Genomic DNA, 23,448 nt, shown 5'->3' with positions numbered 1-23,448 from the left:
ACCGTGTCCCTGCCACCGAACGTCGGCAGGGTCGCCAGTTCGACTACCCGCGACCGACCGCCGGGCGATGGGGTGCCGGGGCCAGCTCGCGGCGCGCCAGCCGGGACCGCGCCTGTTCGACGGCGTGCTCGAACGTCTCGGTCCAGCGCGCCACCGAGCGAACATCGAGGCGGAGCAACGGGTAACGAGGATGCTCGCGCTGTACCGCGAAGCCCTCGTGCAGCAACCACGTGCACGGCGCCACGCAGGCGGCGTCGCGGTGCTTGCGGTCACCGTACGCCTCGATGCCGCGGCGCTCGCGCCGGATCGCCTCCTTCACTGCTGTGTGCAGCAGCAAGCGTCCCAGTCCCGCACCACGGAAGGGCGGCTCCACCCAGATGGTGGCCAGGAACAGGGCGTCAGACGAGGGCGGAGGGACGGGGCGACGGCGTGAGGCGAACGCCCCGGGATCGGCGAACAGGCACCACCCGACGGGCTCCCCGTCGACGCGAACGAACCGGCCCGGGGATCCCCATTCCAGCTCCACCGCCCGCCACCACGCGCACTTCTGGGTCAGCGGATCGGCGGCCAGCTCGTCGTCGTGACCGTGCACCGAGCCCAGCCGTTCGATCGGCCGAGCCGTGCCGAGCTCCCAGAACAGGCAGTGCTGGCAACGCTCGGGGAGGAGGTCCACCTCCTCGGCGGTGAGCTCAACGACCCGACGGCCCATTCAGATCTCGACGGGAGTCGGCCACTCGTCGGGCTCGACCGTGCGGCGGGGCCCTTCGTCGCGGGGCAACACCAGGCCGATCAGCGCCCCGACCGCCGCGCCGAGCACGAACCCTGTGATGGCCCGGCGCCAGCCGCCAGGAGCGACGTAGCGGCGCAGCAGCGGTTCGTCACCCGTCTCGACCGCCGGAGGTCCGGTGCTGAGCACGTCGCTGCGTGGCTCGGCGGGCACCTGCACCTCCCGGGCGACGGGGCAACAGAGGCTGGCTGTACGCTCGTCGATGCTACGAGTGGACGGGAGGTCCGTGCGACTCGACAGCGACCCGTACCTGCGACGGTACGCGGAGCGCACCCGTGGCCTGGCCGCCTCCGAGATCCGGGCGCTGTTCGCGGTCGCGTCCCGGCCGGAGGTCGTCAGCCTGGCCGGAGGCATGCCGTACACGGCAGCGTTGGATCTCGCCGCGGTGGAGGACGCGGTGCTTCAGGTCCTGCGTGACCATGGCGCGACCGCGCTGCAGTACGGCGAAGGAGAAGGGCGCGCCGACCTGCGCGAACAGCTGGTCGAGGTGATGGCCGCCGAGGGAGTCCCCGCCCACGTCGACGACCTGGTCGTCACGGTCGGCGGCCAGCAGGCGCTCGAGCTGATCACCAAGCTGTTCGTCGATCCCGGCGACGTGGTGGTGGCGGAGGGACCGACCTACGTCGGGGCGCTGGGCGCCCTGTCGTCCCACCAGGCGCAGGTCGCCCACGTCGAGATGGACGACCAGGGACTGATCCCCGAGGCGCTGGAGGAGACCATCTCGCGCCTGCGGGCGGCGGGACGCACCATCACGTTCCTGTACACGATCCCCAACCACCAGAACCCGGCCGGGGTGTCGCTGTCGGTGCCACGCCGGGAGCGCATCGCGGAACTCGCTCAGCGCCACGACCTGATCGTGTTGGAGGACAACCCATACGGGCTGCTGGACTTCGCCGGGGAGACCTGGCCGGCGCTCCGATCGTTGATCCCCGACCGTGTCGTGTACGTCGGGACGGTATCCAAGACGTTCGCGCCCGGCGTTCGCGTGGGTTGGGTGGCCGCACCCGGCCCGGTCCGCGACAAGTTCATCCTGCTGCGCGAAGCGGCGGACCTGTGCCAGTCGAACCTGACCCAGATGGTGGTCGAGAACTGGTTGTCGCGTCAGGCGTGGCGCGAACAGGTCAAGCGCTTCCGGGAGGTGTACCGCGAACGGGCCGAGGCGATGCTCGCCGCGCTCGACGAGCACTTCCCTGGAGACTCGAGCTGGACGAGGCCGACCGGGGGGTTCTACGTGTGGGTGACCGTCCCCGAGGGCGTGGACACCTCCGACCTGCTCGCCAAGGCGATCAACCACCGCGTTGCGTACGTCCCCGGGCGTGGATTCTACGCCGACGGCCAGGGCGGCCACCAGCTGAGGCTGTCGTTCTCGTACCCGACGCCAGACCGGATCCGGGAGGGCGTTGCCCGGCTGGGCGAGCTTCTCCACGACGAGGTGGAGCTGGTCCGTGCCGTCTACGGCACCCGGGGCTGACCCAAGCCCAGGCAGGAGCGACCGTGGCACACGGCGAGGACATCGACCTGCCACACGTGGCGGTGATCTCGGGCGGGATCTCACTGGAACGTGAGGTCAGCCTGAGGTCCGGAGGGCGTGTCGCCGATGCGCTCGATGACCGCGGCTACCCCGTGACGCGTCTGGATGTCGACAGCGACCTGGTCCGCCACCTCACCAGCGGCGGGTTCGATGCGGCGTTCATCGCGCTGCACGGCGCGATGGGCGAAGATGGCACCATCCAGTCCATCCTGGAACTCCTCGAGATGCCGTACACCGGTCCCGACCACCTCGCGTCGGCGCTCGCCTGGGACAAGCCGATCAGCAAGGGGCTGTACCGGCGGGCGGGGATCGCCACGCCCGACCACGTCAGCTTGAGCGCGCAGGCGTTCCGCGACGCCGGCGTCTCAGCGGCCATGGGACGCATCGCCGATGAGCTGGGCGTCCCGCTGGTGGTCAAGCCGGCGACCGGCGGGTCGGCCCTGGGTGTGGGCTACGCCGAGGAACCCGAGCAGCTGCCCGGCGCGGTGGTCGGGGCGTTGTCCTACGCCGACGCCGTCCTGATCGAGCGGCGCGTCACCGGAACCGAGGTTGCCGTGTCGGTCGTCGACGGCGAACCGCTCCCGCCGGTCGAGATCGATCCCCGTGACGGGGTGTACGACTTCGCGGCGCGGTACACGGCCGGAGCGACCGAGTTCCACGTCCCGGCGCGCTTGGCACAGGACGTCCTCGACCGGTGCGCCGAGGCCGCTGTCGCCGCCTACAACGCGGTCGGGGCACGGCACGTGTCCCGGGCCGACCTCGTCGTCGACGCCGATGGGACGCCCTGGCTGCTGGAGCTCGACACCTGTCCCGGTATGACGGAGACGTCGCTGTTGCCTCTGGCCGCGCTGGCCGCGGGCATGTCGTTCGCGGACCTCGCCGAGCGCTTGCTGCAGCTGGCGTTGGGGACCAGCGGCGGTGGATGATCAACCACCGCCACGCAGATGACCGACAGTGATCAGCGCGCTCCCGTTCGTTACCGCCATTCGGCCGCGGGTCTCGCTGCTGGGACGCAGCTCGCGTAGGGTCACACGGGGATCACCGGGCCGGGGAGGGCAGTCGTGAACGAGACCGGGAAGCGTGCCGCTGGTCGCGCTGCGGCGGAGCTGGTGGAAGACGGCATGCGCATGGGCTTCGGCAGCGGGAGCACCGTTGCACGGTTCCTGGAGGCGCTGGCGGAACGGCAGTTGGACGTCGCCGGGGTGCCCACATCCGAGGAGACGGCGCAGCGCTGCCGGGAGCTGGGTCTAGCGCTGCTCGACCCCGACGAACTCCTGGACCTCGACATGGTCGTCGACGGCGCCGACGAGCTCGACCGCGAGCTGAGCCTGACGAAGGGCGGGGGTGGAGCGCTGCTGCGCGAGAAGGTCGTCGCATGGAACTGCGCCCGGATGATCGTCATCGCGACCCCCGACAAGGTCGTCGAGCGGCTCGGCGACACCTTCCCCCTCCCGCTCGAGGTGGTGCCATTCGCCCGTCGTTCGGTCGCCCACGTGGTCGAAGGCTTGGGTTTCGAGGTCACCGCCCGCGACGGTGGCGAGTACCGCACCGACAACGGCAACCTGATCCTCGACGCTCGCATGCCCGGTGGGATCAAGGATCCCGAAGTGATGGAGTCGCTCCTCGCGCTGGTGCCAGGCATCGCAGAGAACGGCCTGTTCGTTGCGCTGGCCGACGCAGCGATCCTCGGCCGTGACGACGGCGAGATCGACGTCATCCACGCCCCGCAGGAGGACGACGACGAGGAGGTCGTGGTTCTACCGGAGTGACGTCTCCTGCACAGGGATGGTGGTCTGCAGCCCCTGGGCGATGATCCCCACGATCCGCTCCAGATCGTCGACCGACGCGAACTCCACGGTCATGCGGCCCTTGCGTGCACCCACCGTCACCTTCACCCGGGCAGCCAGCGCGTCGGACAGACGCTCCTCGAGATCGCGCAGACCCGGGGCGGTGACCCCACGGCGGGACGCGCGAGGATCCACGTCGGCGGGTGGCTGCGTGGACGGCGCCGGCGCAGCGCCGAGGTAGCGCAGCCGGACCACCTCCTCGGTGTCACGCACCGACAGGCCCTCGGCGACGATGCGCTCGGCGAGGCGCTCGCGGTCCTCGCGCCGCTCGAGCGCGAGCAGCGCCTTGGCGTGCCCCGCGGTCAAGACCCCGGCGGCGACCTTGCGCTGGACCGCGGGGGGGAGCGACAGCAGGCGCAGCGCGTTGCTGATCGTGGGGCGGCTCCTCCCGAGCCGTGCCGCGAGTTCCTCCTGGGTGACGGCGAAGTCCTCCAGCAGCTGCTGGTAGGCCGCGGCCTCCTCCAACGGGTTCAGCTGGACGCGGTGGATGTTCTCGATCAGTGCCTCTTTGAGCAGGTCCGCGTCGGACGTGGCGCGCACGATCGCCGGGATCCGGGTCAGCCCGGCGAGCTTGGCAGCCCGCAGCCGCCGCTCGCCTGCGACCACCTCGTAGCGGTCGATCCCGACCTCTCGGACGAGGATCGGCTGGAGCAACCCGACCTCGCGGATCGAGGCCGCCAGCTCGGCCAGCTCATCGTCGTCGAAGACACCGCGGGGCTGGCGGCGGTTGGGCGCGATGGCGCTCACCGGCAACTCACGGAGTCCTCCGGTTGCCTGCTCGGTAGGGATGAGCGCTGACAGGCCCCGTCCGAGTCCGCGTCGTTCGGTCATGACTACCCCCCTCCGGGTGGGTTGTGGCCGGACGCGTTGGCCGCGCCGATGAGCTGGTCGATCGGGGACAAGGCGCGAACGGGGAGTTCGAGCCTCTCGGCGATCTCGTCCGCGAGCCGCCGGTACGCCCCAGCCGCTCGGCTCGCCGTGGCGTAGACGGTGATGGGCTGGCCGTAGCCAGGCGCCTCGGACAAGCGGACGCTTCGGGGGATCACGGTCCGGAACGCCCGGTCGCCGAAGTGCTGCCGGACCTCATCGACGACCTGCTGGGCGAGACGGGTCCGCGCGTCGAACATCGTCAGAACGACACCGCCTATCTCTAGTCGAGGGTTAAGGTTGCGCTGCACCATGTCGATCGTCCGGGTGAGCTGGCCCACGCCCTCGAGGGCGTAGTACTCGCACTGGATCGGCAGGATCACCGTATCGGCGGCGACCAGAGCGTTGACCGTCAGCAGTCCGAGCGTCGGTGGGCAGTCGACGATGATCAGGTCGTACAGGTCGCGGACCTCCTCCAGCGCGCGCGACAGGCGCAGTTCGCGGGAGAAGGCGGGGACCAGTTCGATCTCAGCGCCGGCCAGGTCGAGCGTCGATGGCAGGCAGTGCAGCCCACGGACCGCGGTCGGCTCGGTCGCGTCCTCGACGGCCAGGCCATCCACCAGGACCCGGTAGGTCGACGGCGCGCCCTCCCCCACTCGCAGACCCAGACCGGTCGTGGCGTTGCCCTGTGGGTCGACGTCCACCAGCAGCACCTGGGCACCACCGTCGGCCAACGCTGCAGCCACCGACACCGCCGTCGTGGTCTTCCCGACGCCACCCTTCTGGTTGGCGACGCAGACGATCTGCGCTTGCCGCGTCGCCATCGCGGTCACATCCGGCTCGAACGACGCGGCGTGGGACGGCTGTCCGCCGTTCGGGGCGTCCCCCGCCTCAGGAACGTCTAGGGGAGCCGGGGGGACGGGACTATCGGCCGCGTCGCGCGCCCCGGGAACCTCCAGGGCATCCGTGGGGTCGGGGGCGTCGGCGGCGGCCGCCGCGTCGGCAGGCTCAGTAGCCTGTGGGCGACCGGCGCCGTCCCGGCCGTCATCGCGGCGGAACCAGTCGAGCACAGCGACCCTTCGCTCACGCGGATCGCGCGATGATAACAGTCCGCAGCGGCGGCTCGACGGAAGCCGTGAACGCGCGGGCGTCGGGGGGTGTCGCCACGACCTCTGCGCCGACGTCACGCAGGGCGGCCCCGGCAGCACCCAACTCGGATCTCCACCGTTCGCCCTTGACCGCGTACAGCCGTCCGCCGGGGCGCAACACCGGAACCACCCACTCCACCAGTCGATCGAGGGGCGCCACCGCACGGGCCGTGGCTAGATCGAAGCGCCCCGCCAGGGACCGGTCAGCTTCGATGCGAGCGTTCACGACGACCACTCCCAGGTCGAGGTCCGCCGCGGCCCGCTCCAGGAACCGGGCCTTCTTCCCGGTCGACTCGACCAACGTCACGTCGAGGTCGGGGCGGGCCAGCGCGATCACCATGCCAGGCAAGCCTGCACCGGAGCCCACATCGACCAACGCCGGCCCGCCCGGGAGGAGCTCCGCGAGCGCCAGCGCCTCAGGGATGTGGCGGGTCTCCAGCTCCCCGAGCCCTCGCGGAGACAGCAGGTTGTGGGGGCTGGCGCGGACGGCGTCCGCGTAGCGCGCCAAGAGAACGTCGAGACCCGGTGGAGGGCCGGCGGATCGCGCTGACACGTTCCCCCATCCGACGGGGCTCGGAGCGGGGCGGCACCTAGCGCCCCGCTGGATGCCGTTCCACGTGGAACGCTGGAGGCCGGCGGTTGCCCGACGCCCCGCCGATCTGGCACCGGGCGCCACCGGAGCGTTCCACGTGGAACTCCTCGGCTACCAGTGCGCCGCTCGCGACCCACGGCCGCACCCGAGCCACTCGCCGCAGAGGCTCGCTGACCGCCGCGCTAGCGATCGGGCTCGATGATCACCCGCCGCGTTGGCTCCCTGCCGCGGCTGCTACTGCTGACGCCGTCGCGCTCGGCGACCAGCCCGTGGATCACCTTCCGCTCGTAGACATCCATCGGCTCGAGGCGCTGTGGCTCCCCGCTGTCCAACGCTTCGTCGATCGCCTCGTTCGCCTTGTCCAGCAGGCGCTCGAGCCGGCGTGCCCGGTAGCCCTCGACGTCGATCATGACCCGCGATCGCCGCTCGAAACGGCGTTGGAGGGCCGAGCGCGCCAGTTCTTGGATGGCATCGAGGGTCTGGCCTCGCCGCCCGATCAGTCGGCCGCTACCGACGTTGATCACCTCGACCTCGGCACGGTCCTCGTGGACCCGGATCTGGATGTCGCCTGGAAGTTCCATGGCGTCGAGGACGCCTTCGAGGAAATCGGCGGCGGCTTCCGCCTCCTCGTCGAGATCGTCGAGGGTGAGTCCAGCCTCGTCCTCGTCTGCATCCTCGTCGTCTTCTTCGTCGTCCTCGCCGTCGCCCTGGTCCTCCTCGAGCGTCGCGGGCTCGGGGATGACCAGCGTCAGGCGCACATCGCCGACCGCATCGAGGTCGAGGCCGGGCGCGTCGAGGTCGACGGTGACCTCTCCTTCGTCCACGCCGGCGACCTCCGCCAGCAGACGGCGTACCGCGTCTCCGAGCGACGCGGCCTCCACGTTCAGACGTCTACTCATGCGTTGCGTCTCCTGGAGTCCTTGGAGCCTCCCCGACGCGAGGGGAGATGCTCCGAGCGGCGCGCCTGCGCGGTACTGGGCGCACCCTTCACACGGTCCTTGGACTGCTTGGCTGGACCCTTCCGAGCCGCCTTGGACCGGTCCTTCGACCGGTCGCTCGACGGCTTGTTCTTCCCGGCTCCCGCCGGACGGTTCGTCTTGCGGGCGACGTCGACCTCTTCGGCGCTCTGCTCGTGCTGGACCTCACGGATGATGATCGCCTGCTGGCCCAGCTGCCACAGGTTGGTCGTCACCCAGTACAGCAGGACACCGATCGGCAGGCTCTGTGCGATCACCGCCAGGAACACCGGCATCACGTACAGCATGATCTTCTGCTGCTGGGCCTGCGCCCCCTCCATCTGGGTCCGGCCCATCATCTGGCGCTGGGTCACGAACATGGTGGCGGCCATCCCGAGGATCAGCACCCAGCCCCACACCCCGCTGTTCGCTGCGGCACCCAGCGGGCTGAAGACGTAGAACGGCTCGGCTGCGATCCGGTCGCCGTTGAGCTGCAGTTCGGCGTTGTTGAGCACCCGGAACAACGCGAAGAAGATCGGGGCCTGGAGCAGCAGCGGGAGACACCCTGCCATGGGGTTGACGTTGTGCTCCCGGTAGAGGCCCATCACCTCCTCGTTCATCTTCTGACGACTGTCGCGATAGGCCTGGGGATCCTTCTTGAGCAGCTCGCGGTCGGCCTTGTACTTGGCCTGTATCCGTTTGACCTTCGGCGCGAGCGTCTGCATGGCTCGCATGTTCCGCGTCTGCTTCATAGCAAGCGGCAGCAGCAGGACCCGGATCACGACGGTCAGCCCGATGATCGCCCACCCCCAGGCGTGCGCTCCGAACAGGGGTGCGAACACCCCGTGCAGGAAGGTCAACCCCTCCTGGATCACATCGAGCAGCAGCTGCCACGGGTTCACGCGCTCTCCTTAGCTGACCGGATCAACGCCGCCGGGGTTCCAGGGGTGGCAGCGCGCCAAGCGCCGTAGGGCAGCCCATCCACCCCGAACCGCCCCGTGGCGGCGGATCGCCTCCGCGGCGTACTGCGAGCAGGAGGGGAAGAACCGACAGCTCGGGCGGCGCAACGGCGCGGTCGATCGCCACGCCGCGATCAGGGCGAGGAGCACCCGGGCAACGAGCGAGGGGCGGGTGACCGTCCGCGCCACGGTCACGCCCCGTCCTCGGCGAGGCTTCCCAACGCCTTGGCCAGTTCACGGACCTCGCCCTGCACCGCTGACGAGGTGCTCTTCGCGCAGCCCGGCCGGGCCACCAGCACGACGTCGATCCCCGGCGCCCAGCACACGTGTCGCGCGGCTTCACGCAACAACCGCTTGGCGCGGTTGCGCTCGACGGCGTTCCCGACGCGGCGGGAAGCGCTGACGGCGACCCGGACCTGGTGGTCGTCTGGGCCTGCCGCAACATGCACCACGCACAGGCGCCCGGAACGCTTCCGGCGAGAACCCAGCACGCTAGCTACCGCGCGGGGGTTACGGAGGCGATCGGGGACGACCGCCGCGGAGCGAGTCACCAGGGTCGTCAGTGTGTCAGGCGCGAACGGCCCTTCCTCCGACGGGCCTTGACGATGGCGCGCCCGGCGCGCTTGCGCATGCGCGTGCGGAAGCCGTGCTTGCGGGCGCGGCGGCGCTTCTTGGGCTGGTAGGTGCGCTTCATGGGCTGGGCCCTCCCGAGGCCAGGGAACACGCGGGACCGTGCGGGGATGGTGAGTCGCAGCGGCCCGGTGCGTGGGCGACGTGTGTGGACGCCCAAGTGTACGGACCGCGCCCAACGGCGGTCAAACGCGAACGCGGCCGGACGTCACACCCGGGCTTCGGCGGCGGCTCCACCAACGCCCCGGACACGAGCGTTATCCGCACGGCGGCGCGCGCTCCTTCGGCACGTCACCCGTCTCGCGGATCACTGTGGAAAACGGTTGCGGGAGGCCAGGCGGCAACGTTACAGTGCCGCCTCGCCTCGACCGCGATCGGGGCATCAGTGTCACCGCCGACGGCCGGACCGGCAGGGCCGGACCTTCCCCGCCGCCGCGGCGCGGGATCACGATTAGACGGGAGCGGTGTCCTTTCCACAGCTGTGGAATTCCCTGTGGACGGCGACCGGTGGGGCTTCGCGGGCACCGCGCGTTGCGACAGCGGCGAGGAAGGAACGCGCGTGGCGGAATCGGCCGTGTTCGACCTGGCAACCCTGTGGGACGAGAGCCTCGATGGTCTGACGGCCAACGTCACATCACCGGCGCAGCGGCGTTGGTTGGCCGCGACCACGCCGGTGGGGTTCAACGACGACACGGTGGTTCTCGCGGCCCCGCACGCGTTCGCACGTGAGTGGCTCGACGCCCGCTGTGGCCACCACCTCCGCGCCGCGCTCAGCAGGGCTGCGGGGCGCCCGCTCAACGTGGTGATCACGGTCCAGCCCAACCCCGCCCCGGTCGAGGCCGACCTCGCGGAACCCCACGACGCCAACGCCGCCACCGACCAGCCGCCCGTGGCGCTACCCACGGCGCGCCACGCCTCCCACAGCGACGCGACCGTCGAGTCCGCCCCGCTCGCGTCCACCGACGTCCGCCCGCTGCAGGCACCCGGCCGCCCTCCGGGGCCGACCATCCACCTGCCAACGCCTCCGCCCGAAGCGGCTGACGACGCCACCCAGCTCAACCCGAAGTACGTCTTCGACCGCTTCGTGATCGGCGCCTCCAACCGGTTCGCACACGCAGCGGCGTTCGCCGTGGCCGAGGCACCGGCGCGGGCCTACAACCCGCTGTTCATCTACGGCGGAGCGGGACTGGGCAAGACGCACCTGTTGCACGCCATCGGCCACTACGTCCGGTCGTTGTACCCACGACTGAAGGTGCGCTACGTCACCACCGAGCAGTTCACCAACGCCTTCATCAACGCGATCCGCGACGACCAGATCATCCCGTTCCAGCGGACGTTCCGCCAGGCCGACGTCCTGCTGGTCGACGACATCCAGTTCCTGGAATCCAAGGAGCGCACCCAAGAGGAGTTCTTCCACACGTTCAACGCGCTGCACAACGCCGAGAAGCAGATCGTCATCTCCAGCGACCGCCCCCCCAAGCAGATCGCCCGGCTCGAGGATCGCCTGCGCAGCCGGTTCGAGTGGGGGTTGATGACCGACATCCAGCCGCCCGACCTCGAGACGCGCATCGCCATCCTGAAGAAGAAGGGCTCTTACGAGAACCTGTCGGTGCCCTCGACCGTCCTCGAGCTGATCGCCGATCGGGTGCAGAGCAACATCCGCGAACTGGAGGGCGCGCTGATCCGGGTGACCGCGTTCGCCAGCCTGCAGCGCACCGAGGTGACGCCCGAGCTCGCCGGGATGGTGTTGAAGGACCTGTTCCCCGACGACAGCGCCCGCGAGATCGGCGTGTCGCTGATCCAGGACGAGGTCGCGGCGTTCTTCGACCTGACGGTGGAGGACCTGTGCTCGCCGTCGCGGAGCCGACAACTGGTGACCGCCCGCCAGATCGCCATGTACCTCATCCGGGAGCTGACCGATCTGTCGCTTCCACGCATCGGGAAGGCCTTCGGTGGCCGCGACCACACGACCGTGATGCACGCGGTCGACAAGATCGCCCGTCTGATGCAGGAACGGCGCGCCATCTACGACCAGGTCCAGGAGCTGACCAGCCGGGTCCGGACGTCAGCCCGCACCCGGTGACGCGCTCATGCCGACGCCACGGCACGGCCCGCGCGACCACCTCTATCCCGCCGTGGACGGACGGTGTACAGACGGTGGATGGTGTGTGGACCAGACGACCGGTCAAGAGTTGCAACGGTGTGAGATGTGGACGGACAGCGTCCGTTCGCACAGGGGGTTCACAGGTGGTCCACCGCCCCGCATCCCTGTTGACCTGCACGGATGTCGGTCATCCACCGAGTCCACAGGCCCTACGACGACGATGAAACTGTAAGAACCACTCCTGGTTCGTGATCACGGGTGGGGAAACGCCCGCGTTGGATCGCCAGCGCGGACGTGGCGAGGGAGGCAACCGTGGAGCTACGCGCGGAGCGCACCGAGTTCACTGACGCGATCGCCTGGGCGACCCGGACCGTGGCTGCGCGGGCGACGCTGCCGGCCCTGGCCGGGGTCCTGCTCGACGCGCGCGATGGGCGGTTGACCTGCAGGGCGACCGACCTCGAGCTCGCCGCTGAGGTGTCGGTTCCCGTCCGCATCGACGAGCCCGGGATGGCGTTGCTTCCCGGACGGCTGTTGGGACAGCTCGTGAACAGGCTTCCCGACGCCCCCGTGGACATCAGCGGCGGCGGCGACCGGGTGACCCTGCGGTGTGGGCGGGCGACGTTCGGCGTCCGCGGCATGCCGACCGACGACTTCCCGCAGCTGCCGGAACCCGCGGAGGACGCCCCACGCGGGATCGTCAAGGCCGAACCGTTCGTGCGGATGGTGGGACAGGTGGCGCGCGCCGCTTCACCTGACGAGGCGCGACCCGTGTTGACCGGTGTGAAGCTGGAGGGCAGCGATGACCGCCTCACGGCCGCAGCGACGGACAGCTACCGGTTGGCCGTGCGTGAGGTGGCCTGGGATCGCGGAGTTGCGGCGGAGGCGCTGGTGCCGGCGCGGGCGCTGTCGGAGTCGTCGCGTGCCGCCTCCGAACGTGGAGCCGAGGTGACCATCGTCTTCGAGGAGGGGCAGGCGTCGTTCCTGTTCGGCGATCGACGGCTCACCACCCGCCTGATCGAAGGTAACTTCCCCGAGTACCGCCAGCTGCTCCCCACCGGGTACGAGACGCGGGTCACCGTCGACCGCGCGCTGCTGCACGACGCTCTCCAGCGTGTGGCGGTGGTGGCGCTGGGCCAGACCAACACGCCGGTGATGATGAGGTTCGAGGACGGCACGGTGGAGTTGAGCGCCGGTGCCCAGGAGGTCGGCGACGCCAGCGAGTCGCTGCCTGCCGAGGTGGACGGCCAGGGCCTGTCGATCGCGTTCAACCCGATGTTCCTCGTGGCGGGGATCGAGGCGGCCGGGACAGAGCAGGTCGTGATCGAGCTGCGTGACGGCTTGAAACCCGCGGTCGTCAAGCCACACAGCCAGGATGGGGGCGAGGAGTTCACCTACCTCCTGATGCCCGTCCGCACCAACAACTAGCGGTGTCGCCAGGCGCAGGCGGTCGTTCACGTGCCGCTTGCAGGCCGCCACCGACCTGCGCAGGCACACCGGACGCTGCTGGTCGTGCCTGCCCGTAGCATCTGTCGTCCAGCTGCAGGACGGGGACGGTGTGATCCTCCGACGACTCGAACTGGTCGACGTTCGGTCGTACGAGCAGCAGGACCTCACCTTCGAGCCGGGCGTGACCTTGCTGGTCGGTCCGAACGCGCACGGCAAGACCAACCTGCTGGAGGCTGCCCACAGGGTGGCGACGGGCAGCTCCCACCGCGTGGCGTCGGACCTACCGCTGGTGCGTCGCGACGCCGAAGCCGGGTACGTGCGGGTCGAGCTCGATACCGACGCGGGGCGACGTCGGAAGGTCGAGCTGGAGCTGCGGCCCGGCGCCGGGACACGGGCGCGGGTGGACGGGCAAGCAGTGCGTCAGACGTCCGACGCGGTCGGCGTGCTCAGGGTCGTGCTGTTCGCTCCGGAGGACCTGTCCATCGTGGCCGGTGATCCATCCGAGCGGCGGCGCTTCCTCGATGACGTCTTAGCCCAGCGACGCCCGGCGTACGCCGCGGCTCGTGCCGAGTACGACCGGGTGCTGCGTCAGCGCAACCGGTTGCTCAAGACGGCCGGTGGGCGCGGCGGCGATGTGGCTGCGACCCTGGAGGTGTGGACCGCTCAGCTCGCGGCTCACGCTGCGACGCTGACCGCCGCCCGCATCGCCGCGGTGCACGCTCTGGCCGGCCCCACCAGCGCGTTCTACGCCGAGCTCGCCGACCTGCCCGAACCGGTGACGCTGACCTACCGCAGTAGCTGCGGGTTGGTGGTGTCGGGGGATCCTGTCCGCGGCGTTCCGGACCGTGACGCCATCGCCGTGCAACTGCGGGCCGCGATGGCGGAGGTTGCCGACGACGAGCTCACCCGCGGTGTGACGCTGGTCGGTCCCCACCGCGACGACCTGGAACTGGGGGTGCGGGGCCTTCCCGCCCGCGGGTACGCCAGCCACGGTCAGCAGTGGACCTTGGCTCTGGCTCTGCGGCTGGCCACCTACGAGGTCCTGGCGGAGGTCGGCGACCACCCCGTCGTGCTCCTCGATGACGTGTTCGCTGAGCTCGACCAGGTTCGCCGCGCGCGGCTCGCCGCAGCGTGCCAGCGGTGGGACCAGGTGCTGGTCACCGCGGCGGTGGAGGACGACGTCCCCCTGCGTGGAGCGGTGGTCGACGTCGGGTTGGTCGACGGCCGCAGCACGGTGGCGGCACGGTGACGCACGACGAGGGGCAGGAATGGGTCTTCTGCGGTGACGACGCCTACCCGATCCGGAACCATCCTCGTCGCCTGAGCGACCTCGTCCGTGAGGCAGCGCGCGGCCGTCGGTGGCTGGGACGCCTGGAGGGTGCAGCCGTCTACAGCCGCTGGGATGAGCTGGTCGGACCCGAGCTGGCGCGCCGATGTGAGCCGGTTCGCCTGGCCGGAGGTGTGCTCACGGTCCGGGCCGAGACCTCCGCGTGGGCCACGCAGGTCGGCTACCTCGCCGGTGAGGTCGCGAGACGCGCCGAGGAGGTGTTGGGGCCGGGGCTGGTCGGTGACGTGAAGGTCGTCGTCGGTCCGCTTCAGGGTCTGGCTCGCCGTCCCGACGACAGCCGCTGATCGCTCGCGCGAACCGGCCGGATCGGCCCCTTCCTGGTAGGCTCGCACGAGCATTCAGGGCCGATCCGGGCCCGTCAGGATGTCCTCAAGCGACGCAGTACCGCCACCGTGGGCCGGCAGCGGCCGTGCCTCGGCCGCCTGCCAAGCGGCTGTGCACGACACGCCAGCGACGCGGTGTGCGAGGAGGATCACGGGTTGGCACAGCGCAGCGCGGCGGTTCCGGACGACCCGGCCGACCGCAGACCATCGTTGACCGCCTACACCGCCGAGCAGATCACCGTCCTGGAGGGGTTGGAGGCGGTCCGCAAGCGGCCCGGCATGTACGTGGGCACCACCGGACCGCGTGGCCTGCACCACCTGGTGTGGGAGGTCGTCGACAACGCCGTGGACGAGGCCCTGGCGGGCCGGTGCTCGGTGATCGAGGTCACGCTGCTGGCCGACGGGGGCGTACGCGTCCGCGACGACGGCTCGGGGATCCCCGTCGAGTTGCACCGCAAGGAGGGACGCTCGGCGCTCGAGGTCGTCATGACCGTCCTGCATGCCGGCGGGAAGTTCGACAAGCAGGCGTACGCCGTGTCAGGCGGTCTGCACGGGGTCGGGATTTCCGTGGTCAACGCCCTGTCACAGCGGTTGGTCGCCGAGATCCGTCGCGACGGCAAGCTGTGGCGGCAGGAGTACGTCCGCGGCATCCCCCAGGGACCGGTCGAGACGATCGGCGAGGCGACCGACACCGGCACGGCGATCAGTTTCTGGCCCGACCCCGACGTCTTCGAGACGACCGAGTTCTCCGCCGACACCATCGGCCGTCGGCTGCGTGACACCTCTTTCCTCACCGCCGGGCTGCGGATCGTGTTCACCGATCAACGCATCTCCGACACTCACCCGGAGCCCACGACCGAGGAGTTCCACGCACCTGGGGGTTTGAAGGACTTCGTCGATCACCTGCGCTCCACCAAGAAGAAGGACGGTCTGCACGACGTCATCCACTTCTGGGAGGAGGAGCAGGGTCCCAACGGCCTGCAGTCTGTTGAGGTGGCCGTGCAATGGATCGACGACTACAACGACTCGATCCTGTCGTTCTGCAACACCATCAACACCCACGAGGGGGGGACCCACGACGAGGGGTTCCGCACCGCGGTCACGTCCACGATCAACCGGTGGGCCAAGCAGCACAACGTGATCCGTGCCAAGGAGGTGGACTCTCTCACCGGCGACGACCTGCGTGAGGGCCTGGTCGCGATCGTGTCGGTGAAGGTCGGTGACCCGCAGTTCGAAGGGCAGACCAAGACCAAGCTCGGCAACACCGAGGTCCGCTCGTTCGTGCAGACCACCACCAACGCGGCGTTGGCTCGCTGGCTGGAGGAGCATCCCACCGAGGGCAGGCGGATCGTCGCCAAGGCCGAAGCCGCGGCACAGGGACGGATCGCCGCCCGCAAAGCCCGCGACCTCACCCGGCGCAAGAGCCTGCTGGAGTCCACGTCCCTGCCGGGGAAGCTGGCTGATTGCCAGTCGCGTGACCCGTCAGAGTCCGAGCTGTACATCGTCGAGGGGGACTCCGCTGGGGGGTCCGCCAAGCAGGCCCGCGACCGTCGAACCCAGGCCATCCTCCCGATCCGTGGGAAGATCCTCAACGTCGAGAAGGCGCGGCTGGCCAGGATCCTGAACAACAACGAGGTGCAGGCCCTGATCACCGCGATGGGGACGGGGATCGGTGACGACTTCGACCTGGCCAAGGCGCGGTACCACAAGCTGATCGTGATGGCCGACGCCGACGTTGACGGGGCGCACATCCGCACCCTGCTGCTGACCTTCATCTTCCGGCACATGAAGGAGCTGGTCGACGCGGGCTACGTCTACATCGCGCAGCCGCCGCTGTACCAGGTCAAGCATCCCAGCCGCCGCAACCAGGTGTTCTACGCCTACACCGACCGGGAGCAGGCCGAGCTCCTGGGGGAACTGCCCCAGGACGGCAAGGCCGACGTGCAGCGCTTCAAGGGCCTGGGGGAGATGGATCCCGAGCAGCTGTGGGAGACCACCATGGATCCCGCGCGGCGCACCTTGAAGCTGGTCACTCTCGAGGACGCCGCGGTCGCCGACGAGTTGTTCACCGTGCTGATGGGCGACGACGTCGAGCCGCGTCGTGCGTTCATCGAGACCAACGCCCGGTACGCCACGGTCGACGTCTGACCGACAGCCGTCCGCGAGCGGGAAGCCACCCATGTCCGACATGAACGGCCCCGGCGGGCCCCAGGGTCCCGAGGAGGGCCCCGCCAGCCCCGAGCTGCCCGACGGCGTCTCGCAGGGCGCACCGACCGACGGCCCGGCGCGCCCCGCTGACGCCGAGACCGCCGTCGACGCCGAGACCGCCGGCGGGGTGACGATCGCTGCCCGCGTCGAGCCGGTCGTGATCGAGGACGAGATGAAAGCCTCGTACCTCGACTACGCCATGTCGGTGATCGTGGGGCGCGCACTGCCCGACGTCCGCGACGGTCTCAAGCCCGTGCACCGGCGGATCCTGCACTCGATGAACGAGTCCGGACTGCGTCCCGACCGCCCCTACCGCAAGTGCGCGTCCGCGGTCGGGGAGGTCATGAAGAAGTACCACCCGCACGGTGACAGCGCGATCTACGACGCGCTCGTGCGGATGGGTCAGGAGTTCTCGATCCGCTACATGCTGATCGACGGGCACGGGAACTTCGGATCCGTGGACGGAGATCCCCCAGCAGCGATGCGCTACACCGAGGCCAGGCTGTCGCAGCTGGCCATGGAGCTGCTCCGCGACATCGACGAGGACACGGTCGACTTCGGGCCCAACTACGACGGGTACGAGCAGGAGCCGCAGGTGCTGCCGGCCCGCTTCCCGAACCTGCTGGCCAACGGCGCGACCGGGATCGCCGTCGGGATGGCCACCCACATCCCCCCGCACAACCTCGGCGAGGTGATCGACGCCACCATCGCGTTGATCAACGACCCGTCGCTGACGACCACGGACCTGATGGAGTACGTCCCGGCGCCGGACTTCCCCACCGGGGGGGTGATCCTGGGTCTCGACGGGGCGCGGGAGGCGTACACCACCGGGCGGGGATCGATCAAGGTGCGGGCGGTCGCCACCGTCGAGCCCGACGAGGCCGGAGGCGAGCGCATCGTCGTCACCGAGCTGCCGTACATGGTCAACAAGGCCAACCTGCTGCAGAAGATCGCTGCTCTGGTCACCAACCGAACCATCCCCGGGATCCGTGACTTGCGCGACGAGTCGTCGCGCGAGGGGATGCGGATCGTGATCGAGCTCAAGCGCGACGCGCAGGGCCAGGTCGTCCTCAACCAGCTGTACAAGCACACCCAGCTGCAGGACACCTTCGGGGCGAACGTGTTGGCGCTGGTGGACGGCGTCCCGCGGACGTTGACCCTCGATCAGATGCTGCGCCACTACATCGACCACCAGATCGACGTCATCACACGACGGACCCGCTACCGGCTGCGCAAGGCCGAGAGCCGTGCCCACGTGCTGGAAGGGCTGCTCGTGGCGCTGGATCACCTCGACGAGGTGATCGCGCTGATCCGCAGCTCCCCGTCGGCGGAGGAGGCGCGCAACGGGCTGATGGAGCGCTTGGACCTGTCCGACATCCAGGCACAGGCGGTCCTCGACATGCAGCTGCGGCGGCTGGCTGCCCTGGAAAGGCAGAAGATCACCGATGAGTACCGCGACCTGCAGCAGCTGATCGCGGACCTGCAGGCGATCCTCGCCGACCCGGCCCGGATCAGGCAGATCATCGTCGCCGAGCTCGGCGAGGTCCGTGCCCGCTTCGCCGACGAGCGGCGTAGCCGCATCGTCGAGGACCACACCGCCATGACGGTGGAGGACCTGATCAAGGACGAGGAGGTCGCCGTCACTCTCACCAAGGCCGGGTACATCAAGCGGATCCCCGTCGCCGCCTTCCGCACGCAACGGCGTGGCGGTCGTGGTGTCAGCGGGACCGACCTGCGCGAGGACGACATCGTCGGCGACCTGATCGTGTGCTCGACCCACGACTGGTTGCTGTTCTTCACGAACCAGGGCCGGGTGCACCGCATCAAGGCGTACCAGGTGCCCGAGCGGACCCGGACCGCACGGGGCGTGTACGTCGCGAACGTCCCGGGTCTGGCGTTCGAGCGCGACGAGCGCGTCGCAGCCGTCATCCGCCTGTCGGAGTTCCGCGACGACCAATACTTGGTGTTCGCCACCCGGCACGGGAAGGTCAAACGCACGCCGCTGTCCGAGTACGACTCGCCGCGGTCGGTCCTGATCGCGATCAACCTCGGCGACGAAGACGAACTCATCGGCGTCACGGTGACCGGCGGTGACGACCACCTGTTCATGATCTCCCGCCAGGGTCAGGCGATCCGCTTCCACGAGGAGGACGCCCGCCCGATGGGACGCAACGCCGGCGGGGTCATCGGGATGCGCCTGGAGGACGACGACGAGGTCCTCGCCCTGGCCAAGACCATGGAGGACGGCCAGCTGCTGGTCATCACCGAGGAGGGGTACGGCAAGCGCACCCCGCTCGAGCGTTACCCGCTGCAGAAGCGCGGCGGCAAGGGGGTCATCACCGCCAAGCTCACCGAGGAGCGCGGCGGGTTGGCTGGCGCCCTGATCGCCCCGTACGACGCAGAGATCTTCATGGTCACCGATACGGGCACGGTGATCAGGATGCGGGTCGCTGACGTGCGGCCCACCGGTCGGGCCACCCACGGCGTGCGGGTGATGCGGCCCGACGAGGGCGCCAAGGTGGCGTCGGTCGCCCGCGTCCTGGACAACGCCGATGACGAGGAGTGACCAGGGCGTGACCGCCTGTCCGGGCGCGGGTGGCGAGGACCGCCGGCGCTGGCACCTAGACTCGCGGCGACTTCGGGGCGAGGAGATGCGGTGGCCCGGCGGAAGATGACCGTGCGGCGGATCGACCCATGGTCGGTGCTGAAGTTCGGCGCGATCGTCAACGCGTGCATCCTGGTGATCGCCCTTCTCGGGTTCGGGTTGGTGTGGTTCCTCATCCGTCAGCTCGGGATCATCGAGCAGGCCTGTCAGCTCGCGACGGACGTCGGCTTCGAAGAGTGCGGCATCAATGGCGGGAACCTGTTCCGCATGCTGCTGCTGCTGGGGATCCTCGGTGTGATCATCGCAACCGGCCTGATGGTGCTGTTCACGTTCCTCTACAACCTCATCGCCGACCTGATCGGCGGGATCGAGCTATCCGTCTCCGTCCCGGGTGGGATGGGGGAGACGGTGACGTCACGTTCGGCTCCCGAGTCGCCGCCCGGCTGGCAGCATGCTGGCCAGCAACCGTCGCTGTGGCAGCAGGGGGCGGCCAGCCACTCATCGAGCACGGCCGGAGACACTCAGCGTTCCACCGCCGCGGCAGGTACGTCGTCTGGCGGTGGCGGCAGCACGTCGTCTGGCTCCGCCTCGATGCGAACGCGGGCACCGGCGACGAGGACAGGATCACCGAGCCGCGATCAGCAACCGATCGGTGCGCTGGGTGACACAACACCCGGGGCTTGGCCGTTGGAACGTGTGTCTGGCGGCGGATCCGGCGGGGACACCTCCGACGACTCGGCCGCGCCTGGCGGCTCGGAGTCCGACGACGACGGCGGCGACTCCCGCCGCAGCGACGAGTCGATATTCGGCGGCCGCGGTGGCGGCAGCTGACAGGGGTTCGCACCTGCCTCGGCGCCCCGGTACGCTCCGAGCCACTCCGGGGCAATAGCTCAGCATGGTTAGAGCGCACCCCTGATAAGGGTGAGGTCCCTGGTTCAAATCCAGGTTGCCCCACAGCCAACGTCCCCCCAGCTCAGGGCCGGTCCCGGCATGCTGAGACGTGTCGCCCGTCGCCTGTCACGGGTCGCTCGGGAGCCGGACGGCTGTGACATCGGTCACGGTGCGGTGCTGTCGGGTCGGGCGAACCCGTCCCCGTCGGTCGGGTCTGGCGGAGGGGCGTGGGGCAGTGTGATGATGAACGAGGCTCCGCGTGGCCGGTTGGGCTCGTACCGCACGCGTCCACCTTGGAGCGCCACGAGGCCCGCGACGATCTCCAGGCCCAGTCCAGTGCCCTGGCCGATGTCTGACGCCCTCGTGAACCGTTCGAACAGTCGAGGCACGAACTCATGCTCGACGCCTGGACCCTGATCACTGACGACCATCTCGACCAGTCCGTCGAGACGCCGGCAGGCGACCGTGACAGGAGGCTCGCCGTAGCGTTCGGCGTTGGTGAGCAAGTTGACGATGGCCTGACGCAGCAGGAACCCGTCGGCTTGGACCAGGAGGCCGTCCGGGCAGCGCACCTGGACAGCTGTGGTGACGGTCGGCACATCCGAAACCGCATCGCGGACCACCTTGGCCACGCTCGTGGCCTCCGTGTGCGCGCGGATGCTGCCCGCGTGGAGACGCGCGTCGATCAGGAAGTTCGTCGTGATCCGCTGCAGCGTCTCCAAGGCGCCTCGGACGGCGCGCAGCACCCGCTCTCTTTCTTCGTCGCTGATGTGGTCGGTGTTGAGCAGGAACTGCAGGTAGCCCGATGCCGTTGCCAGCGGGGCGGTCATCTCGTGGGCGGCGATGCGCAGGTAGCGCCGCTCGGCGTCGAGCGTGCGCCCTTCAGCGTCCTTGACCCGCTGTCTCTCGAACACTCGTCCGAGCTGGACGCCGACGTAACGCATGACCTCCAGGACGTCGCGGTCGGGTTCGACCGGGTCGCGTGAGTAGAACTCGAGGACGGCGACGCTCTCGTCCCCCACGAGCACCGGGATGATCATGGCGCCGCGCACACCGAGGTCGTCGGCCAGGCGCGCGCGCTGGAAGCCGCGCTCCGCCGTGACATCGACGAGCCAGGTCGGTTCGCGGCGAGTTGCGGTCGCCCGTAAGGGGCCGTGCTGCTCGCTGAGCTCGAAGGTCACCGTTCCCGTCACCTCCCGGAACACCGAGAACTCATCGGGATCCTCGAGGAACCAGATCTCCGTCGGCGTCAGACGATCGCCTGCGACCAGCATGGCGTGACCCACGGGCCAACCCATGGCGCCACACACGTGGCTGAGTCCCCGGTGGAGAGCCTCCGCGATATCGAGCGCCTCGTTGGCTACTACGGTGATGGCTTCGTACAGCCGCCGCACACCGATCGAGCCCACATCCTCCCCCACGGCTGGCCCCTCATCGCGCTACCGGCCATGCCACCACCGTATGCCGTTGGCGGGCTGGCGCTGGGCTGACTGGCCTGGCGGTTGCTACACACGACGGATGGCTGCGCTGGCCGCGGCGTTCCCCGGCTGATCGCCATCGCGGGCACCCGAGGGCCAACGGCCACGCTGCTACCGTCACCGGTCGGGGCGGCGGCCAGCGACGGAGAGGATCGGCTGATGTTGGGTCGGAACGACGACGACACCCTGCGAGACGAGGAGAGCTCCGGTGTCGGGAAAGGCAAGCTGTTCGCGCTCCTCCTCGCGGGGCTGGGCGCGTTGGGTTTCTTCCTCAAGCGCAAGCGCGAACGTGAGCTCGACGAAGCCCTGTGGGAGGAACCCGATGCGCTGTAACGACCTCGACGCCTGACGACAGCCTCCGCGTCCGATCGCGCGCCGCAGCGCGGTGGTCGCCCCGGCCCACGGTCGGTGCACCGCCCCGATCGACGCAACCGTCGTCGGTACGGTCGGGATACGCGGCTCATGGGAGCAGCATGATCCCCGTCCGGCGCCTCAACCACGCGGTGCTCTACGTCCGCGACGTGGAACGGTCGGCGGCGTTCTACGCGGAGGCGTTCGGATTCGAGACGGTCACGGTCGAGGCGGGGGGACGGGCGGTGTTCCTCCGCGCCCGCGGCACCGCCAACCATCACGACCTGGGGCTGTTCGAGGTCGGCGGCGACGCTCCGTCTCCACCCCGCGGGTCGGTCGGCCTGTACCACCTGGCGTGGGAGGTCGCCGACATCGAGGACCTCGCCGCCGCCCGTGACGACCTTGCCCGGCTCGGGGCGCTCGCCGGACAGAGCGACCACGGGGCGTCCAAGTCGGTGTACGGGCGCGACCCTGACGGCAACGAGTTCGAGATCATGTGGCTGGTTCCGCGGGAGGAGTGGGGGGAACTCGAGCGTCAGGCGCCGGTCGCGCCGCTGGACCTGGAACGTGAGCTGGCCCGGTACGGCACGAGGAGTGGAACGTGATCCGCATCCGCCGTGATCAGGAGATCCACAGCGAGGACGGCGGGTGGTTCCACGCCCGCTGGCACTTCTCGTTCAGCGACTACCGCGACCCGGACAACAACGGCCTCGGACCGCTGCGCGTCTTCAACGACGACCGTCTGGAGCCAGGCGCGGTGTGGCCGCTGCATCCGCACAAGGACGTGGAGGGGATCACCTACGTCGTCGAGGGGCTGTTCCGCCACGAGGACAGCCTCGGCAACGACGGCGTGCTCGAGCCTGGCGCCGTCCAGCGCATGACGCTGGGATCGGGCGCGTTCCACTCAGAGCAGAACGCCTCCGAGGACGAACCGATGCGGTTCATCCAGCTGTGGATCCTGCCCAACGAGGGCGGGTTGCCGCCCGAGAACGAGCAACGCCAGTACACCCAGGACGACCGCACGGATCGGCTGCTCAAGGTCCTGGGCCCCGAGGGCGGTGACGTCGTGAAGGTCCACCAGGACGCCGCCATGTACGTCGCTCGCCTGACGCCGGGCAAGCAGGTGGCCCACAAGTTCCAGGACGACCGCGGCGGGTACGTCTACCTGCTCTCCGGTGAGGCCTCGTTCGACGGGGAAGAGGTCACCACGGGCGACGCGGCCTACGTCATCGACGAGGACGAGCTCGTCATCAACGCTCGAGACACCAGCGAGCTGATCCTGGTCGACGTGCCGTTGGACTACGAACCCGTCGGTGTCTGGGCGCGATGAGTCGGTTGCCATCCGTGCGCAGCTGATCGCGCGCCTACGAGCGGGAC

23 protein-coding genes, 1 tRNA gene and 1 pseudogene are annotated in these 23,448 nt (G+C 69.7%); 14 read left to right on the top strand and 11 right to left on the bottom strand.

What is annotated here, in order from left to right:
* Positions 1 to 43: 43 nt before the first annotated feature.
* Both M3N57_09810 and M3N57_09805 read right to left on the bottom strand, forming a co-directional pair.
* Entirely contained in the window at positions 44 to 709 is a 666-nt protein-coding gene (locus tag M3N57_09810; protein MDP9022966.1) for a GNAT family N-acetyltransferase, read from the bottom strand.
* The gene (locus M3N57_09805) at positions 710 to 940 is read right to left on the bottom strand and encodes a hypothetical protein (protein ID MDP9022965.1); all 231 of its coding nucleotides are present in this window, start codon (positions 938 to 940) and stop codon (positions 710 to 712) included. It abuts the gene before it with no gap.
* Positions 941 to 1,013: 73 nt separating this feature from the next.
* Here M3N57_09805 and M3N57_09800 point away from each other — a divergent pair, with 73 nt between their 5' ends.
* The 3 genes from M3N57_09800 to rpiA all read left to right on the top strand — a co-directional run bounded on the left by M3N57_09800 (position 1,014) and on the right by rpiA (position 4,087).
* Positions 1,014 to 2,258 (top strand): PLP-dependent aminotransferase family protein, encoded by a 1,245-nt coding sequence (locus M3N57_09800; GenBank protein ID MDP9022964.1) that lies wholly within the window; start codon positions 1,014 to 1,016, stop codon positions 2,256 to 2,258.
* Between the two features lie 23 nt (positions 2,259 to 2,281).
* Positions 2,282 to 3,244 carry a D-alanine--D-alanine ligase gene (locus tag M3N57_09795; GenBank protein MDP9022963.1) on the top strand — a complete coding sequence of 321 codons (963 nt, stop codon included), beginning with the start codon at positions 2,282 to 2,284 and terminating at the stop codon, positions 3,242 to 3,244.
* A gap of 195 nt (positions 3,245 to 3,439) precedes the next feature.
* Positions 3,440 to 4,087 carry a ribose-5-phosphate isomerase RpiA gene (rpiA, locus tag M3N57_09790; GenBank protein ID MDP9022962.1) on the top strand — a complete coding sequence of 216 codons (648 nt, stop codon included), beginning with the start codon at positions 3,440 to 3,442 and terminating at the stop codon, positions 4,085 to 4,087.
* On the opposite strand, the gene M3N57_09785 is transcribed toward rpiA, so the two are convergent.
* The 8 genes and pseudogenes from M3N57_09785 to rpmH all read right to left on the bottom strand — a co-directional run bounded on the left by M3N57_09785 (position 4,076) and on the right by rpmH (position 9,381).
* Positions 4,076 to 4,996, bottom strand: a complete 921-nt coding sequence (locus tag M3N57_09785; protein ID MDP9022961.1) for a ParB/RepB/Spo0J family partition protein — start codon at positions 4,994 to 4,996, stop codon at positions 4,076 to 4,078. The two genes, rpiA and M3N57_09785, sit on opposite strands and share 12 nt — an antisense overlap.
* 101 nt (positions 4,997 to 5,097) lie before the next feature.
* Positions 5,098 to 5,856: pseudogene (locus M3N57_09780) on the bottom strand (AAA family ATPase).
* A gap of 259 nt (positions 5,857 to 6,115) precedes the next feature.
* Positions 6,116 to 6,688, bottom strand: a complete 573-nt coding sequence (rsmG, locus tag M3N57_09775; protein ID MDP9022960.1) for a 16S rRNA (guanine(527)-N(7))-methyltransferase RsmG — start codon at positions 6,686 to 6,688, stop codon at positions 6,116 to 6,118.
* A gap of 266 nt (positions 6,689 to 6,954) precedes the next feature.
* Complete coding sequence (locus M3N57_09770; protein MDP9022959.1) at positions 6,955 to 7,671, bottom strand: KH domain-containing protein; 717 nt, start codon at positions 7,669 to 7,671, stop codon at positions 6,955 to 6,957.
* Positions 7,668 to 8,630 (bottom strand): YidC/Oxa1 family membrane protein insertase, encoded by a 963-nt coding sequence (locus M3N57_09765; GenBank protein MDP9022958.1) that lies wholly within the window; start codon positions 8,628 to 8,630, stop codon positions 7,668 to 7,670. Before M3N57_09765 ends, M3N57_09770 begins: the two co-directional genes overlap by 4 nt.
* A 9-nt stretch (positions 8,631 to 8,639) precedes the next feature.
* The gene (yidD, locus tag M3N57_09760; protein ID MDP9022957.1) at positions 8,640 to 8,882 is read right to left on the bottom strand and encodes a membrane protein insertion efficiency factor YidD; all 243 of its coding nucleotides are present in this window, start codon (positions 8,880 to 8,882) and stop codon (positions 8,640 to 8,642) included.
* Positions 8,879 to 9,178 (bottom strand): ribonuclease P protein component, encoded by a 300-nt coding sequence (gene rnpA, locus M3N57_09755; GenBank protein ID MDP9022956.1) that lies wholly within the window; start codon positions 9,176 to 9,178, stop codon positions 8,879 to 8,881. The genes yidD and rnpA overlap by 4 nt, the downstream gene beginning before the upstream one ends.
* Positions 9,179 to 9,246: 68 nt before the next feature.
* A complete protein-coding gene (rpmH, locus tag M3N57_09750) occupies positions 9,247 to 9,381 on the bottom strand; it encodes a 50S ribosomal protein L34 (GenBank protein MDP9022955.1) in 135 nt (44 codons plus the stop codon).
* Positions 9,382 to 9,876: 495 nt separating this feature from the next.
* Here rpmH and dnaA point away from each other — a divergent pair, with 495 nt between their 5' ends.
* The 8 genes from dnaA (at position 9,877) to M3N57_09710 (ending at position 20,305) form a co-directional block, all read left to right on the top strand.
* A complete protein-coding gene (gene dnaA, locus M3N57_09745) occupies positions 9,877 to 11,400 on the top strand; it encodes a chromosomal replication initiator protein DnaA (protein MDP9022954.1) in 1,524 nt (507 codons plus the stop codon).
* A 333-nt stretch (positions 11,401 to 11,733) separates the two neighbouring features.
* On the top strand, positions 11,734 to 12,846 hold the full coding sequence (dnaN, locus tag M3N57_09740; protein ID MDP9022953.1) for a DNA polymerase III subunit beta: 1,113 nt from the start codon (positions 11,734 to 11,736) through the stop codon (positions 12,844 to 12,846).
* A 130-nt stretch (positions 12,847 to 12,976) separates the two neighbouring features.
* Positions 12,977 to 14,116 (top strand): DNA replication/repair protein RecF, encoded by a 1,140-nt coding sequence (gene recF, locus M3N57_09735; protein MDP9022952.1) that lies wholly within the window; start codon positions 12,977 to 12,979, stop codon positions 14,114 to 14,116.
* Positions 14,113 to 14,499, top strand: coding sequence for a DUF721 domain-containing protein (locus M3N57_09730; protein MDP9022951.1), 387 nt, complete (start codon positions 14,113 to 14,115; stop codon positions 14,497 to 14,499). The genes recF and M3N57_09730 overlap by 4 nt, the downstream gene beginning before the upstream one ends.
* 249 nt (positions 14,500 to 14,748) lie before the next feature.
* The gene (gene gyrB / locus M3N57_09725) at positions 14,749 to 16,686 is read left to right on the top strand and encodes a DNA topoisomerase (ATP-hydrolyzing) subunit B (GenBank protein ID MDP9022950.1); all 1,938 of its coding nucleotides are present in this window, start codon (positions 14,749 to 14,751) and stop codon (positions 16,684 to 16,686) included.
* Positions 16,687 to 16,918: 232 nt separating this feature from the next.
* Positions 16,919 to 19,312 carry a DNA gyrase subunit A gene (gene gyrA, locus M3N57_09720; protein MDP9022949.1) on the top strand — a complete coding sequence of 798 codons (2,394 nt, stop codon included), beginning with the start codon at positions 16,919 to 16,921 and terminating at the stop codon, positions 19,310 to 19,312.
* A 90-nt stretch (positions 19,313 to 19,402) separates the two neighbouring features.
* Positions 19,403 to 20,182 (top strand): DUF3566 domain-containing protein, encoded by a 780-nt coding sequence (locus M3N57_09715; protein ID MDP9022948.1) that lies wholly within the window; start codon positions 19,403 to 19,405, stop codon positions 20,180 to 20,182.
* A gap of 48 nt (positions 20,183 to 20,230) precedes the next feature.
* A tRNA-Ile gene (locus tag M3N57_09710) sits at positions 20,231 to 20,305 on the top strand.
* Positions 20,306 to 20,406: 101 nt separating this feature from the next.
* Here M3N57_09710 and M3N57_09705 read toward each other — a convergent pair.
* Entirely contained in the window at positions 20,407 to 21,663 is a 1,257-nt protein-coding gene (locus M3N57_09705) for a HAMP domain-containing histidine kinase (protein MDP9022947.1), read from the bottom strand.
* A 216-nt stretch (positions 21,664 to 21,879) separates the two neighbouring features.
* Here M3N57_09705 and M3N57_09700 point away from each other — a divergent pair, with 216 nt between their 5' ends.
* The 3 genes from M3N57_09700 to M3N57_09690 all read left to right on the top strand — a co-directional run bounded on the left by M3N57_09700 (position 21,880) and on the right by M3N57_09690 (position 23,401).
* Positions 21,880 to 22,053, top strand: a complete 174-nt coding sequence (locus M3N57_09700) for a hypothetical protein (protein MDP9022946.1) — start codon at positions 21,880 to 21,882, stop codon at positions 22,051 to 22,053.
* Between the two features lie 140 nt (positions 22,054 to 22,193).
* Positions 22,194 to 22,676, top strand: coding sequence for a VOC family protein (locus tag M3N57_09695; protein ID MDP9022945.1), 483 nt, complete (start codon positions 22,194 to 22,196; stop codon positions 22,674 to 22,676).
* Positions 22,673 to 23,401: a pirin family protein gene (locus tag M3N57_09690; protein ID MDP9022944.1), complete on the top strand. Its 729-nt coding sequence runs from the start codon at positions 22,673 to 22,675 to the stop codon at positions 23,399 to 23,401. The genes M3N57_09695 and M3N57_09690 overlap by 4 nt, the downstream gene beginning before the upstream one ends.
* Positions 23,402 to 23,448 lie beyond the last annotated feature (47 nt).

This window comes from Actinomycetota bacterium (assembly GCA_030776725.1).
Classification (GTDB): domain Bacteria; phylum Actinomycetota; class Nitriliruptoria; order Nitriliruptorales; family JAHWKO01; genus JAHWKW01.
Note: the sequence above shows the minus strand (reverse complement) of the source record. Positions and strands in the feature narration are given on the sequence as shown.

Coding starts and splice junctions, on each gene's coding strand:
- M3N57_09695 (MDP9022945.1), top strand. CDS start 22,194: ATGATCCCCGTCCGGCGCCTCAACCACGCGGTGCTCTACGTCCGCGAC.
- M3N57_09770 (MDP9022959.1), bottom strand. CDS start 7,671: ATGAGTAGACGTCTGAACGTGGAGGCCGCGTCGCTCGGAGACGCGGTA.
- rpiA (MDP9022962.1), top strand. CDS start 3,440: ATGCGCATGGGCTTCGGCAGCGGGAGCACCGTTGCACGGTTCCTGGAG.
- M3N57_09700 (MDP9022946.1), top strand. CDS start 21,880: ATGTTGGGTCGGAACGACGACGACACCCTGCGAGACGAGGAGAGCTCC.
- rpmH (MDP9022955.1), bottom strand. CDS start 9,381: ATGAAGCGCACCTACCAGCCCAAGAAGCGCCGCCGCGCCCGCAAGCAC.
- M3N57_09810 (MDP9022966.1), bottom strand. CDS start 709: ATGGGCCGTCGGGTCGTTGAGCTCACCGCCGAGGAGGTGGACCTCCTC.
- M3N57_09785 (MDP9022961.1), bottom strand. CDS start 4,996: ATGACCGAACGACGCGGACTCGGACGGGGCCTGTCAGCGCTCATCCCT.
- gyrA (MDP9022949.1), top strand. CDS start 16,919: ATGAAAGCCTCGTACCTCGACTACGCCATGTCGGTGATCGTGGGGCGC.